This window comes from Streptomyces sp. NPDC001568, assembly GCF_042893755.1.
Lineage (GTDB): Bacteria > Actinomycetota > Actinomycetes > Streptomycetales > Streptomycetaceae > Streptomyces.
This window is the reverse complement of record NZ_JBIAVF010000004.1, coordinates 410,911-423,472: the sequence shown is the minus strand read 5'-3', so window position 1 is coordinate 423,472 and position 12,562 is coordinate 410,911. Positions and strand designations below refer to the sequence as shown.

13 protein-coding genes are annotated in these 12,562 nt (G+C 73.1%); 6 read left to right on the top strand and 7 right to left on the bottom strand.

Annotation, left to right across the window (positions count from 1 at the left end; all coding sequences use genetic code 11):
* The first annotated feature begins 269 nt into the window (after nucleotides 1-269).
* From ACFY0I_RS10010 to ACFY0I_RS10000, 3 genes are all read left to right on the top strand, one after another.
* Nucleotides 270-2,390: an RICIN domain-containing protein gene (locus ACFY0I_RS10010; RefSeq protein WP_388892662.1), complete on the top strand. Its 2,121-nt coding sequence runs from the start codon at nucleotides 270-272 to the stop codon at nucleotides 2,388-2,390.
* 150 nt (nucleotides 2,391-2,540) lie between these two features.
* Entirely contained in the window at nucleotides 2,541-3,173 is a 633-nt protein-coding gene (locus ACFY0I_RS10005; protein ID WP_388892660.1) for an LPXTG cell wall anchor domain-containing protein, read from the top strand.
* A 102-nt stretch (nucleotides 3,174-3,275) separates the two neighbouring features.
* Nucleotides 3,276-3,785: a DinB family protein gene (locus tag ACFY0I_RS10000; RefSeq protein WP_388892658.1), complete on the top strand. Its 510-nt coding sequence runs from the start codon at nucleotides 3,276-3,278 to the stop codon at nucleotides 3,783-3,785.
* A 42-nt stretch (nucleotides 3,786-3,827) separates the two neighbouring features.
* On the opposite strand, the gene ACFY0I_RS09995 is transcribed toward ACFY0I_RS10000, so the two are convergent.
* The 4 genes from ACFY0I_RS09995 to ACFY0I_RS09980 form a co-directional block, all read right to left on the bottom strand.
* A complete protein-coding gene (locus tag ACFY0I_RS09995) occupies nucleotides 3,828-4,004 on the bottom strand; it encodes a hypothetical protein (protein WP_388892656.1) in 177 nt (58 codons plus the stop codon).
* Between the two features lie 437 nt (nucleotides 4,005-4,441).
* Nucleotides 4,442-5,266, bottom strand: a complete 825-nt coding sequence (locus ACFY0I_RS09990; protein WP_388892654.1) for a hypothetical protein — start codon at nucleotides 5,264-5,266, stop codon at nucleotides 4,442-4,444.
* Nucleotides 5,263-5,916: a LuxR C-terminal-related transcriptional regulator gene (locus ACFY0I_RS09985; RefSeq protein ID WP_388892652.1), complete on the bottom strand. Its 654-nt coding sequence runs from the start codon at nucleotides 5,914-5,916 to the stop codon at nucleotides 5,263-5,265. The genes ACFY0I_RS09990 and ACFY0I_RS09985 overlap by 4 nt, the downstream gene beginning before the upstream one ends.
* The gene (locus tag ACFY0I_RS09980) at nucleotides 5,904-7,169 is read right to left on the bottom strand and encodes a histidine kinase (protein ID WP_388892650.1); all 1,266 of its coding nucleotides are present in this window, start codon (nucleotides 7,167-7,169) and stop codon (nucleotides 5,904-5,906) included. The genes ACFY0I_RS09985 and ACFY0I_RS09980 overlap by 13 nt, the downstream gene beginning before the upstream one ends.
* Nucleotides 7,170-7,346: 177 nt before the next feature.
* Between ACFY0I_RS09980 and ACFY0I_RS09975 the strand changes: the two genes are divergently transcribed.
* Nucleotides 7,347-7,799, top strand: coding sequence for a hypothetical protein (locus ACFY0I_RS09975; RefSeq protein ID WP_388892649.1), 453 nt, complete (start codon nucleotides 7,347-7,349; stop codon nucleotides 7,797-7,799).
* A 31-nt stretch (nucleotides 7,800-7,830) separates the two neighbouring features.
* On the opposite strand, the gene ACFY0I_RS09970 is transcribed toward ACFY0I_RS09975, so the two are convergent.
* Nucleotides 7,831-8,241, bottom strand: coding sequence for an organic hydroperoxide resistance protein (locus ACFY0I_RS09970; RefSeq protein WP_388892647.1), 411 nt, complete (start codon nucleotides 8,239-8,241; stop codon nucleotides 7,831-7,833).
* 117 nt (nucleotides 8,242-8,358) lie between these two features.
* Here ACFY0I_RS09970 and ACFY0I_RS09965 point away from each other — a divergent pair, with 117 nt between their 5' ends.
* Nucleotides 8,359-8,892 carry a MarR family winged helix-turn-helix transcriptional regulator gene (locus ACFY0I_RS09965; RefSeq protein WP_388892645.1) on the top strand — a complete coding sequence of 178 codons (534 nt, stop codon included), beginning with the start codon at nucleotides 8,359-8,361 and terminating at the stop codon, nucleotides 8,890-8,892.
* Between the two features lie 80 nt (nucleotides 8,893-8,972).
* Here ACFY0I_RS09965 and ACFY0I_RS09960 read toward each other — a convergent pair whose 3' ends face one another.
* Nucleotides 8,973-9,419, bottom strand: coding sequence for a MarR family winged helix-turn-helix transcriptional regulator (locus ACFY0I_RS09960; RefSeq protein ID WP_388892643.1), 447 nt, complete (start codon nucleotides 9,417-9,419; stop codon nucleotides 8,973-8,975).
* A 131-nt stretch (nucleotides 9,420-9,550) separates the two neighbouring features.
* Here ACFY0I_RS09960 and ACFY0I_RS09955 point away from each other — a divergent pair, with 131 nt between their 5' ends.
* Nucleotides 9,551-11,059 (top strand): MFS transporter, encoded by a 1,509-nt coding sequence (locus ACFY0I_RS09955; protein ID WP_388892641.1) that lies wholly within the window; start codon nucleotides 9,551-9,553, stop codon nucleotides 11,057-11,059.
* A gap of 60 nt (nucleotides 11,060-11,119) precedes the next feature.
* Here ACFY0I_RS09955 and ACFY0I_RS09950 read toward each other — a convergent pair whose 3' ends face one another.
* Complete coding sequence (locus ACFY0I_RS09950) at nucleotides 11,120-12,376, bottom strand: TerD family protein (protein WP_388892639.1); 1,257 nt, start codon at nucleotides 12,374-12,376, stop codon at nucleotides 11,120-11,122.
* Between the last annotated feature and the right edge of the window lie 186 nt (nucleotides 12,377-12,562).

Genomic DNA, 12,562 nt, shown 5'->3' with positions numbered 1-12,562 from the left:
GTTTTTGCATGAATACCTGACTGAATTCCCGTCAACAAGATTCCGCCTCATATCTCGATTTGATAACGAGATCCCTTTATTGGCCTGGACCAATTGGGCTCAACGCGCGTAACTTCGTTTATTTTTAAGCACGTTGACTGTTCATCAGATTCAACCACCAGGTAACGGATAGATTTCTCGGCCCCCATTCCCGTTTGTCCGAATTCTTCTCGGCGTCCTTCTGGCAAGCTTCCGCGCACCCACCCCCCTCACATCGATTTGAGGTGCGCATGACAGCCAGACGCACGGGCGGCCGACGCCGCAGACCCCGTGAGGACCGGCCCAAACCCCGGCGACTCATACTCGTCACCGCCGCCGTTGCCGCGGCGGCGGTGATCGCGGGAGGCCTCGCCTACTCCGGGTTCGGCGACCAGGCCGAAGCGGTCCCGCCCGCCATGGCCGCGGGACCCGGCACGGACTCCCCCGAACCGGCCTCCGCGCCGGCCCGGGACGCGGAACCCGCCCCCATCGCGGCCAAACCCGCGAACGAGGGCACACGCGGAATGGTCTACGACGGCCTGGAGGCGGCGCCCAAGGGCGACACCTGCGCCGGTGTCTACCGCACGGGCGCCGGACACTGCACCCACGGCCCCGACGCCCCTCCCGGCGGCGTCGACATCAAGAAGGACATCCAGCCCGCCGTCAAGGCGAAGGCCCCGGCCGCGGACCCCGCCGCCCCGGCCGCGGGCGACCCGGCCGCCACGGAAGGCGGCGGGCGTCCTCAGGACGCGCCCGCTGCCGCCGACGCCGGCAGCGCCCAGGCCGCCGCGGCGCCCGCGCCGCCCGCCGCAGGAAGCCAGGCGGTCGCCGCCGGACCGGCGGGACAGACCGTCCAGTGCGACGGGGACGGCACCACCGGCAACCGCGTCCAGGTCGTGTACGTGCACGCCCCGGGCCAGGACCGGTACGCCGAATACCTCGCCTCGTTCCGCAAGTGGGCCGCCGACGCCGACGTCATCTACTCCGCGAGCGCCAAGGAGACGGGCGGTGTCCGTCACATCCGCTACGTGACGGCCGCCGACTGCACGCCCTCGGTGCTCAGCATCGAGCTGCCGCAGTCCGCGCTCGCCGAGTTCAGCGCCACCAACAAGGCGCTCGCCGCCAAGGGGCTGGACCGCCGCGACCGCAAGTACATGATCTTCGCGGACGCCAAGGTCTACTGCGGCATCGGCACCTTCAACGGTGACGAGCGCCCCGGCCAGAACAACCTGAGCAACTTCGGTCCCTCCTACGGGCGCACCGACTCGGGCTGCTGGGGCGGCCACACCGCCGCCCACGAGCTGGGCCACAATTTGGGCGCGGTCAACAACAGCGCCCCGAACACCAGCCGCGGCGCGCACTGCACCGACGAGTGGGACGTCATGTGCTACTCGGACACCCCGTACTACCCGAAGATGCGCAACGTCTGCACCAACCAGGCGGCCGAGAACATCCTGGACTGCAACCACGACGACTACTTCCACACCAGTCCGAAGGCGGGCAGCTACCTCGCCACCCACTGGAACATCGCCGACAACCAGTTCCTGATGCGCGCGGCCGGCGGCGGGGGCGGCGGCACGGACCCCGGCCCGAAGCCGACGCCGACGCCGACGCAGACCGGCAAGCCCACACCGACGCAGAAGCCGTCGCCGAGCCCGACGCAGACCGGGAAGCCCACCGGCGGACCGACCGTGACGGCCGGCCAGATCCAGTCAGATTCGGTGGTGCTGAGCTGGCCGAGGACCGAGGGCGCGGCCTGGTACCAGGTCATGCTGAACGGCAAGCACCTCACCTGGGTCCAGTCGACGTCGCTGCGCGTCTACAACCTCCGGCCGGGAACGGCGTACACGGCCGCCGTCTCCGTCCGTGACACCGCCGGGCGCGACAGCGGGGCCGGCAAGGCCGCCTCGTTCCGTACGGCGGACAAGAACGGTGGGGCCACCACCACGCCGGGCACCCGCTACGTGCTCGGCAACGGCAGCACCGGCATGGCCGCCGAGCTGTGGGGCGGTCGGACCGCCGACGGCACCGTCCTCGTCGCCGGGCGCAGCAACGGCTACGCGCAGCAGCAGTGGTACTTCGACGACGCCGGTGACGGGCTGGTCCGCATCCGGTCCGCGGTCTCCGGCAAGTGCCTCCAGCCGGGCGGCGCCCCCGCCGCCGGGATGTGGGTCGCGCAGCAGCCCTGCGGCAGCGCCGGCGCGCAGCGCTGGAAGGTGTCCTCGCGCGACGGCGCGGTGACGGTCTCCGACCCGAGCGGCGGCTTCGCGCTGGCCGTGAGCAACCGCCCGTACTACGGGGACTGGCTGCTCGAACTGCAGCGCGCGGACGGTCGTCCGGCGCAGGTCTGGACGACCCGCAAGGCGGGCTGACCGCCTCCTGAACGGGCGGGCGGCCGTACTCCCCTGCGGCCGCCCGCCACTCCTCCCCCCATGCCTCACCTCCCCGCGTCCCCCTTGCCTTCCTCCCCCCACACGTTCCGCTCCCCTCCCGCTCTCCTCATCACCTGGAGCACCGTGCCGATGCGACTGCGCGCCGCCGTTTCCCCGACCCTGGCCGGATTCGGCCTCGCCCTGCTGGTCCTCGTCCAGGGCGTGGCCCTCGCCGGGCCCGCCCACGCCCACGGCGACACCCTGAAGGTGGTGGTCACGGGGCAACGCGACGGCCACGTCACCGCCGACGTCACCTGGGAGAACGACGGGGACCCGGTCGACGAGCAGGTCGCCGCCACCGTGAACTCGGTCAGTGCCGACGGCACCCGTACCGAGGGGCCCTGGCGGCTGGTCCGCGATCCGGGCAGGCCGGCCGGCTGGACGACGGCCGAATCGCTCCCGCCCGGCACCTGGACGGTGAGCGTCGACGCGGGCTTCCCCGCGCTCGGACACGGCCAGGCGGAGGTCGGCGTACCGGTGGTGGACCCGGCCCCGACGACGGCGCCCGCGCCGGCCTCGGTACCGGCTCCGGCGGTCGCCGGGTCCGCCGGGTCCGCCGTGCCTGTGTCCCCCGGGCCGTCCGCGCCCGCGCCTTCCGCGGCGCGGTCCGACTCCGCCGGTGACAACACCGGTTGGTGGACCACGGCGGGTGTCGCGGGCATCGCCCTGGCCGGCGCCGCCGCCGGTGTCCTGCTGCGTCGCCGACGCCGCTCACTGCGCTGACGGAGTGTCTGCGACGTCGCCGCCCGCCGGCCTTGCATGGTGGTCCCGGCGGCGGCCGCCGGCCCGGCGGTCGTCTCGACGCGACACGGCGGAGGACGGCGCATGAAGGCAACCGAGGTACTCGCGGACGGCTTCGGTCGGGTCCGCGAAGTGGTGCACGAGGTGGTCGAGGGGCTGTCCGCCGAGGAACTCAACGCCCGGCTCGACCCGGAGGCGAACTCGGTCACCTGGTTGGTCTGGCACCTGACCCGGGTCCAGGACGACCACGTGGCCGACGCGGCGGGCACCGACCAGGTGTGGTCGACCGGGGGCTGGGCCGACCGGTTCTCGCTCGACCTGCCCGCCGACGCGACCGGCTACGGGCACGGCCCGCAGGAGGTGTCGGCGGTCCGGGTGGACTCCGGTGAGCTCCTGCTCGGCTATCACGACGCCGTCCACGAGCGGACCCTGAGCCACCTGCGCGGATTGGCCGCGGCCGATCTGGACCGGGTGGTCGACGACCGCTGGGACCCTCCGGTCACCCTGGCGGTCCGGCTGGTCAGCGTCCTGTCCGACGACCTCCAACACGCGGGCCAGGCCGCCTTCGTCCGCGGAGCCGTCCAACGCCGCTGACACCACCGGGGCGCGGAACCCGGTTGAGCGGTGCGCGGAGTCTCAGGACGGCTGGGCGAGCCGGCGCAGCACCTCGGCGACGGCCGCCGCCGCCAGGCCGCCATCGTCGCGGCGGGGCCGGGCACCGGGCCCCCGCGAGGACGGCCCCGACGGGCGCCCCGACAGCGCCCGCGACCGCGGAGCCCTGGACGCCCGGCCCGCCGAGTCGACCGAGCTCATGCTCGACGCGATGCGCGAGGTGCCATGCGCGATGCGCGATGCGCGATGCGATGCGTGAGGCGCGAGGCCGGCCCGACCGCGGCTGCTGGAGCTGGTGGGGCCGCTCTCAGGCCCCGGAGAGCGGCGGAGTCGTGGCCCGGCGCCGGATCCAGGAGTTCGCCGTCCACGCCTACGGCGGCCGGCTCACCCGGGGGACCGCACAGCCGCTGCCGGCGGACGTCGCGGTCGAGGGCGTCGACGAGTTCCTGATGACCGTCTCGGCGACGCCCGTCCCCCGGCCGTCCGAGGCGGCGACCATCGACCTGCACACGACCGAGGGCCGCTCCTGGCGCCTGACCCTGAACACCGACGGCGTCCGCCGCGACGACCTCGCCGCCGACGCGGAGCCGGACGGCACGGCGATGCCGGGCGGGCGGGCGAACTCGTCCTCTACGCGGTCAGGGAGCGGACAGGCCCGCGTGGACGCGGCCGGAGCCGGTGGTGAGGTCCAGGGAGTGCGGGGACGCCGGATCGGCGAGGGTGGCGTCCGTCTCGCACCGTCCGGCGCCGCTGCGGCACTCGACGCGGAACCGGGAGGCCGCCGGGACGGTGATGTCCAGGCGCCCGGAGCCCGCGTACCCGGTGACCCGCTCCGGGGGGACCAGGAACTCGACCTCCCCGCGCCCGGAACCCGTACGGATCTCCGCCCGCGCGGAGCCCAGCGCGGTGGCGCGCAGGGTGCCCGAACCGACGGCGGCGCGCAGGGGGCCGCGCAGCCCGGCCAGGGTGAGGGCGCCGGAGGTGACGTCGGCGTCGACGGCGCCGTCCAGGCCGCTGAGGGAGACCCGGCCGGACCCGGCCGACACCTTCACGGGTACGTCCCGGGGGACGGTGACGCTCAGTTCCACCGAGCAGCGGGAGCCGTCCCCCGCGTCCTGCCGGTCCCCCGGACAACGCGGGGTCAGCCGCAAGGTGCCGCCGAGCAGGCTCTCCTCGACGGACGGGGCCGTCCGCGCGTCGGTGAACCGGGCCCGATAGGCCACGTCACGGTCCCCGGCGGGGGTCACCGTGACGACCGCGGCGCCACCGAGGATCTCCAGCGCCGTCACCGGCCGGCCCTCACTGCCGCCGTACTGGGTGGCCGGGCGCAGGCCCGCGCGCGCCGGTAGCTCCCGTACGACCCCGGCCACCACGAGGACGGCGCACAGCGCCGAGGCCGCGAGCCAGGCGAGCCGCTGCACGGAGCGGTCCTGCCCGGGGCGCGCGGGTCGTGGGGCCGTCACGCCGCGCCGTCCAGGAAGCGGAGCACCGCGAGGACCCGGCGGTGGGCCTCCGCGGCCGGGGGCAGGTCGAGCTTGGTGAAGATGTTGTTGATGTGCTTGGCGACCGCGCTCTCGCTCACGAAGAGCCCGGCCGCGATGCCCGCGTTGGAGCGGCCCTCGGCCATCAGCGCGAGGACTTCCCGCTCGCGGGGCGTCAGCCGCTCCAACGGGTCCGGGCCGCCGCGGCGCAACAGGAGCTGCGCGACGACCTGCGGGTCGAGGGCGGTGCCGCCCGCCGCGACACGGCGCAGGGCGTCGACGAACTCCTCCACGTCGGCGACGCGTTGCTTGAGGAGGTAGCCGATGCCCGCGCGGCTCGGCGCGGCCAGCAGGTCGGCGGCGTAGCGCTCCTCCACGTACTGCGAGAGCAACAGGACGGCCGTCCCGGGGCTCTGGGCCCGGATCATCAGGGCGGCGCGGACGCCCTCGTCGGTGAAGGCGGGCGGCATCCGGACGTCGATCAGGGCGAGGTCGGGCCGGTGTTCCTCGACGGCGGCGAGCAGCCCTTCGGCGTCGCCGGTCTCGGCGGCCACCTCGAACCCGGCCATTTCGAGGACTTTGACCAGCCCTATGCGCAGGAGGACGGAGTCCTCGGCGATCACGGCCCGCACGGCAGCTCCACGGTGATGACGGTAGGGCCCCCGAGGGGGCTGTTGATCGACAGCGTTCCGTCGACCGACCCTACGCGTTTGCGCAGGCCGACCAGTCCGGTGCCGCCGGCCGGGTCCGCGCCGCCCGCGCCGTCGTCGGTGACGACCACCCGCAGCAGGTCGCCGCGGGGGCCCGTGACGGGCGCGACGTGAACGCGACAGCGTGCGGCGCGCGCGTGTTTGGCGACGTTCGCGAGGGCCTCGGAGACCACGAAGTAGGCGACGGCTTCCACGGTGGGGCCCGGCCGGCGGCTCGGTTCCACGGTCAACTCGACGGGCAGCGGGGCGCGTGCTGCGATGCCGGACAGGGCCGCGTCCAGTCCGCGGTCCTCCAGTACGGCCGGATGCAGGCCCCTTACCAGGTCGTTGAGTTCCTCGATGGCTTCCTTGGCCTCGCGGTGCGCCTCGTCGATGACGGCCTTCGCCTCGGGCGGCAGGTCGCGCAGGGTGGCGCGGGCGATGCCGAGGTTCATCGCGAGGGAGACCAGGCGCTGTTGGGCGCCGTCGTGCAAATCCCGTTCGATGCGGCGGCGTTCCAGGTCGGCGGCGTCCAGCACGCCGGCCCGGCTTTCGGCGAGGTCCTCCACGCGGCGCTCCAACTCGCGGGCCCGGTTGGGGCCGAGGAGGGCGATCGCGGCGGCGGCGTCCAGCCGGGTCGTGAGTGCGGCCACCCACGGCGTGACGAGCAGGGCCAGCAGGCCGGTCGCGGTGATCAGGTCGTAGTACGGGGACGCCCCGGAGCCGGTGATCCATCCGTCGGCGGGGAACATCCACTCCCACGCGTACACGGTGCTCGCCACGACGCCGACGGTCCAGCCGAGGACGACCAGCGCGCCCGCGGCCGCGGCGAACGGGCCGACCAGCAGGTGGTAGCCGTACTGGCGCCACGTCGCTTCGGAACGCAGCCGCTCGCCCTGACCGCGGGCGGAGTTCCAGGGGTGATCCCGGACGACGGGCGGGACGTTCACGTCGAGGAGGGTCCGCAGCCGGTTGCGCTGGAGGAGCGTCAGCAACGGGCGGCAGGCGAGGGCGAGGAGCAGCGGGACGGGGGTGCGGGCCGGGGTCGCGATCAGGGCCACGAGGCCGAGGACGACGGGCAGGGCCGCCGGGATCGCCGAGACGGAGAAGGCCGTGTTGCGCCGCGCCCACGCCGACCAGGGGGTGTGCGCCGCGATCCAGCTGTACGTGCGTCTCGGTGCGCCGCGAAGTGCCATGGTCCGTACGGTAATCGGACACGCGGGGGGTGCTTCCACCGCCCTGGCACCCGGTCGGGGGTGTACCTGGCACCACCCCCGGATCGGGCCCGGGCGCCAGTGATCTTCGCGGGGCGCGCAACCAGGGTGGTGGTGTGCCCGGCGGACGGCCCGCCGGGCAGGAAGGAAGTCGCGGCCATGGCCCTCCTCACCCCGCAGTTCCCGGCCCGTCCACAAGGCGGGACCGCCGTCCGACGGTCGGCGACGAAGTCGCTCGGGGCGGACCGGCGTACCCGGCGGCTCGCCACGGTGTTCACCGGCGCGGGGCTGGCGCTGCTGCCGTGGATGGTGGTGCTGGCGCGGACCGTGCCGCAGACCGCGCAGGTGTCGAACTGGTCCACCGCGTGGATCGGCCTGGACGCGGCGCTGGCCGCCGGTCTGACGGCGACGGGGCTGTTGCTGCGCAAAGGCGACCCGCGGGTGTCGCCGGTGGCGGCGGCGACGGCCGCGCTGCTCACGATGGACGCCTGGTTCGACGTCACGACCTCGGCCGGTACGAGCGGCCAGGGCGCGGCGCTGACCCTCGCGGTCGGGGCGGAACTGCCGCTGGCGGTGGCCTGCGCGGTGGTGGCCGCGCGGCGCACCGCCTGACGGACTGCCGAGGGCGTGGCCCGGCTGGTGACTACTCGATGACGAGCTCGACGGGGATGTTGCCGCGGGTGGCCTTGGAGTACGGGCAGACCTCGTGGGCCTGCTTGACCAGCTGGGCGCCGACCTCGCCCGCCAGGGCTTCGGGGAGCTCGATGCGCAGGGTGACGGCCAGCGCGAAGCCGCTGTCGTCCTGGCCGATGGAGGTCTCCGCGGTGACGGACACGTCGCCGGTGTCGACCTTCGCCTGGCGGCCGACCAGGCCGAGCGCGCTGGCGAAGCACGCGGCGTAGCCGGCGGCGAACAGCTGCTCGGGGTTGGTGCCCTGCCCGTTGCCGCCCAGCGCCGGCGGCATGGCGAGCGCGAGGTCGATCTGGCCGTCGGAGCTGACGGCGCGGCCCTCACGGCCGTTGGCGGTGGCGACGGCGGTGTACAGCGCGTTCATCGGGAGGTCCTTTCACAGGGGCGGGGCCGGCGGCCGGCCCTCGCTCACTACTAGAGCACACAATTAAATTGTGCACAACTCAATCGCTCACAAGGAGCCCTCCGGTACACTGGCCCCATGACAGAGCAGCCCGCCGACACCCTCCGCGACCAGGACGTTCGCCACCAGCCCGTTCGCGATCAGGACGTCCGGGACCAAGGCGTCCACGATCAGGACTTCCTGCGGCTGGACGGTCAGATCTGCTTCGCGCTCAACGCCGCGAGCCGCGCCTTCGGCGGGCTCTACCGGGTGGTCCTGAAGGATCTGGGGCTGACCTACCCGCAGTACCTGGTCATGCTGGTGCTCTGGGAGCACGGCACGATGCCGGTCAAGCAGCTCGGACAGCACCTGCGCCTCGATTCGGGCACGCTGTCACCCCTGCTCAAGCGCCTGGAAGCGGCCGGTCTGATCCGGCGCGAGCGCAGCACCGAGGACGAGCGGTCCGTGCACGCGGTCCTCACGGACGAGGGCGCCGCGCTGCGGGCGCGCGCCGTGGAGGTGCCGCGCCGGATCGCGGCGGCCACCGGGTTCGACCTGGCCGAGATCCGTGATCTCCAGACGCGCCTGGGCCGCCTGACGGCCGCACTCGACGCCGCCGCGCCGCAGGACTGAGCGCCAGGGCGGGACACCGACCCGGAGCAGAACCTCCCCGGCGGACAGAACCTCTCCGGCGCCGGGCCGCAGGCGTCCCCTCAGGCTCCGGAGTCGCGCTCCAGGGTGGGGCGCAGCCGCTCCAGCAGGGCGTGGAGGGTCGCACTCTCCTCGGCGTCCAGCTCGTCGAGGGCGCCGTGCGTGGCCTGCATCTCCTCGCGGACCCGGCGGATGACCTCGCGGCCGGCGTCGGTCGCGGCGACGTTCTTCACCCGCCGGTCGGCCGGTGACGGCTCGCGCCGTACGAGGTCACGCGCCTCCAGCCGGTCGACGATCCCGGTGACGTTCGAGGCGTCGCACACCAGCAGGGCGGCGAGGCCGCGCATCGGAACGGGTCCTTCCAGCTGCGCGAGCACCTTGGCCTGGGTGGAGGTCAATCCGTGACGCGCGGCCGCGGCCGCGAAGTCGCGCCACTGCGCGGTGCCGATCGCGGCGAGCAGCTCCAGCAGCTGGAGCTTGGTGGGCCGGGGCGTGATGGAGGCGCTCATACCCCCGGAGCCTACTCAGGATCGTTGACATTATCAATTGTTTACTTGACCACCTTAACTATCCGCGTCTACCTTCGACGAAGTACTTGATGACATCAAACATCTTCGTCCTGAAGTAGGTCCTCCCCCTCATGAGCTCCGCCGCATCCGCCCCCGCCGAAGCCGGGAAGAGGAACGAGACGGTCATCGTCTTCGCCCTGAGCCTGGCCGCCATGGTCGTGTCGATGATGCAGACCCTGCCCGTCCCGATCCTGGGTCTGATCCGCAACGACCTCGGCACCTCGACCGCCAACGTCAGTTGGGTGACCACCGCCACCCTGCTCTCCGCCGCCGTCTTCACCCCGCTGCTCGGGCGCTTCGGTGACCAGCACGGCAAGAAGCCCACCCTGGTGGCCGTCCTCGGCGTCATGGTCGCGGGATCCGTCGTGGCCGCCCTCGCGACCTCGCTGCCCCTCCTGATCCTGGGACGCGTCCTCCAGGGCGCCGCGACCGCGATCTTCCCGCTGGCCCTGTCGGTGCTCCGGGAGGAGGTCCGGCCGCAGAAGCTGCCGGGCGCCATGGCACTCGTCAGCGGCACCCTCGCGTTCGGCAGCGGGCTGGCGCTCGTCGCCACCGGTCTGCTGACCTCGGGCGCCGACGCGGACTACCGCAACGCCTTCTGGATGGCCACCGGCTTCGCGACGCTGGCCCTGCTCGCCGTCGTCGTCCTGGTACCCGCCACCCGCCACAAGACGGGCGGTCGCACCGACTTCCTGGGCGCGCTGACCCTGGGCATCGCCCTGCTGCTGCTCCTGCTGCCCATCTCCCAGGGCCACGAGTGGGGCTGGGCCTCGGCCCGTACGCTGGGCAGCTTCGCCGGCGCCGCCGTGATGACGGCCGTGTGGGTGCTGACCGAGCTCAAGGTGCGCGAACCCCTGGTCGACATGCGGATGTTCGTCCACCGTCCGGTGCTCATGGCCAACCTGGCCGGCATCCTCGTCGGCTTCGGGATGTTCGCGAACTTCCTGGGCGTGTCCTACCTCGTCCAGATGCCCAAGGCGATCACCGGCTACGGCTTCGACGCGTCCATCCTGCGCGCGTCGGTCCAGTTCCTGCTGCCCGGCGCGATCGTCTCGCTGCTGGCCTCCCCCATCGGCGGCCAGTTGGTGCGCCACCGCGGGCCGCGCGTCGCGCTCGGCCTGGCGGCCGCCCTCGGCGCCGTCGGCTTCGGCTGGCTCGCCCTGGACCACGGCCACAGCGCCTCGGTGATCGGCGCCGGTCTCGTCGTCGGCGCGGCCGTCAGCTTCGGCTACGCGGCCATGCCCGCCGTCATCATGGCGAACGTCCCGCACCACCAGAGCGGCATCGCCAACGGCATCAACTCGATCTCGCGCTCGACCGGCAGCGCGATCGGCAGTGCCATCGTCACCACGATCCTGGCCTCGCAGACGATCGAGCACCTCCCGCCGGGCGTTCCCGCCCTGCCCGCGGAATCCGGTTTCACCCTGACCTTCGCGATCGGGGCCGTCGCCTTCGCGCTGGTCGCCCTGATCAGTTGGCTCGGCCTGCGCGGCGGGCAGGGCCCGCGCGTCAGCGTCGCCCCGGCTGCGGCGCCCGCCCCCGCCGCCGTGAAGGAGGCGCAGCCGGCCGAGGCCGTCTGAGCCCGTACGCCCCGCGAGGACGCCGCCCCCGGTCATCGGACCGGGGGCGGCGTCCTCGCCTCACTCCTCTTCCTTGAACTCCACCGGTCCCAGGTCCATCTCGAACACGCCGTCGGAGTAGAGCATCGGACGGTTCTCGACGTTCGCCCCGCTGTACTTCTCCACCTGGCTGATCATCACGCCGTCCGGATGGGTGAAGTCGATGAGGGCGATCGCCGCCCAGTAGGCGTTCTCCTGGTCCGAGAACAGCGGGACGACGACGGTCGAACCCCGTCCGTCGGTCACCACCGCCTTCGCGCCGAAGCTCTTGAAGCTGCCCGTGCCGTTGTCCAACGCGCTGTAGGCGCAGATCAGCACGTATCCGTGGGTGTCCGGGCGGTGGATGCGGATCGTCTCGCGGCCCGGCGTCGTGGCGTCCCCGTCGAGCGCCAGGTGGGGCCCGTCCGCCAGGGAACCCCGGTTGTTCCAGTACACGGCTCCGGTCGCCGGCGTCTTCCCCGACTCCCGGTCCGCCGCGCGGCGTTCCTTCTGCGTGAGCTCCCGGCGGACCCCGCGGGCGGGCACGAAGAGGGCGTACAGGTCGAGGTCGGCCAGACCCTCCTGGCGGCCGGCGCCGTCCCACTCCAGGGAGGCGGTCACCACGACGCCCCGGTCGCTCTTGTCGAGCGCGATGGTGGCCGTACCGTTCTTGACCAACTCGATCCTGCCCAGCGCCGACGCGGGAACGGGCGCGGGCTCCGGCCGGGAATCGGGTTCCGGCGTGGGCTCGGACCTGGGCTCGGGCACGGCTGCGACCGCCTGCCCCACAGCCGCTCGCGCCCCCTCCACCACGACGCCGAAGTCCGCGGCGAGGCCGGCGAGGCCGTTCGCGTAACCCTGCCCCACCGCACGGACCTTCCAGCCGCCGTCGCGGCGGTACAGCTCGACGAGCAGCAACACCGTCTCGCCGTCCGTCAGGGGCGGCGGGACGAAGACCAGGTCCTGCGTCCCGTGGTGCACCGACACGCTCGGCGTCGAGTGCGCGTCGAATGCGGCGTCCGGACCGTCCGTGTCGATGCTCGCGACGCAGACCACCGTCTCGATGTCGGCCGGGACCGCGTCCAGGTCCGCCTCCACGACCTGCCCCGCGACCCGAACGCCGTCCTGCTCGGGGTGGTTGAAGAAGACCAGGTCGGCGTCGTCGCGCACCGTGCCCTCACCCGTGAGCAGCAGTGCGCACACGTCCACCGACGCCGGCGTCCGCACGGTCACGGTGACCCGTGCGGCGGGCAGTTCGCCGTTCCCGCCCTTGTCGAGTTCTACAGGTGCCTGTGTCACTGTCCCGCCCCGTTCTGTGCGTTTGACGCTTCAACCGCCCTCATTGTCCACGCCCGCTCCCCCGCCGCCCCCGCACCCGTGGCGGGCGCTGTCAGTGGCTCTCGCTAGTCTCCCCGCATACCGCAGCTCAGAGGCGTTGGCGCCGTCATGAGGGCTGCGCGGAAACGGACGCGAACAGGCGGAGGG

Bases quoted from the DNA above. Each gene is read 5' to 3' on its own strand.
- ACFY0I_RS09995 (WP_388892656.1), bottom strand. From the start codon at position 4,004: ATGAGCTCGGTCGACTCGGCGGGCCGGGCGTCCAGGGCTCCGCGGTCG.
- ACFY0I_RS09970 (WP_388892647.1), bottom strand. From the start codon at position 8,241: ATGAACGCGCTGTACACCGCCGTCGCCACCGCCAACGGCCGTGAGGGC.
- ACFY0I_RS09955 (WP_388892641.1), top strand. From the start codon at position 9,551: ATGAGCTCCGCCGCATCCGCCCCCGCCGAAGCCGGGAAGAGGAACGAG.
- ACFY0I_RS10010 (WP_388892662.1), top strand. From the start codon at position 270: ATGACAGCCAGACGCACGGGCGGCCGACGCCGCAGACCCCGTGAGGAC.
- ACFY0I_RS10000 (WP_388892658.1), top strand. From the start codon at position 3,276: ATGAAGGCAACCGAGGTACTCGCGGACGGCTTCGGTCGGGTCCGCGAA.
- ACFY0I_RS09960 (WP_388892643.1), bottom strand. From the start codon at position 9,419: ATGAGCGCCTCCATCACGCCCCGGCCCACCAAGCTCCAGCTGCTGGAG.
- ACFY0I_RS09965 (WP_388892645.1), top strand. From the start codon at position 8,359: ATGACAGAGCAGCCCGCCGACACCCTCCGCGACCAGGACGTTCGCCAC.
- ACFY0I_RS09975 (WP_388892649.1), top strand. From the start codon at position 7,347: ATGGCCCTCCTCACCCCGCAGTTCCCGGCCCGTCCACAAGGCGGGACC.
- ACFY0I_RS10005 (WP_388892660.1), top strand. From the start codon at position 2,541: ATGCGACTGCGCGCCGCCGTTTCCCCGACCCTGGCCGGATTCGGCCTC.
- ACFY0I_RS09980 (WP_388892650.1), bottom strand. From the start codon at position 7,169: ATGGCACTTCGCGGCGCACCGAGACGCACGTACAGCTGGATCGCGGCG.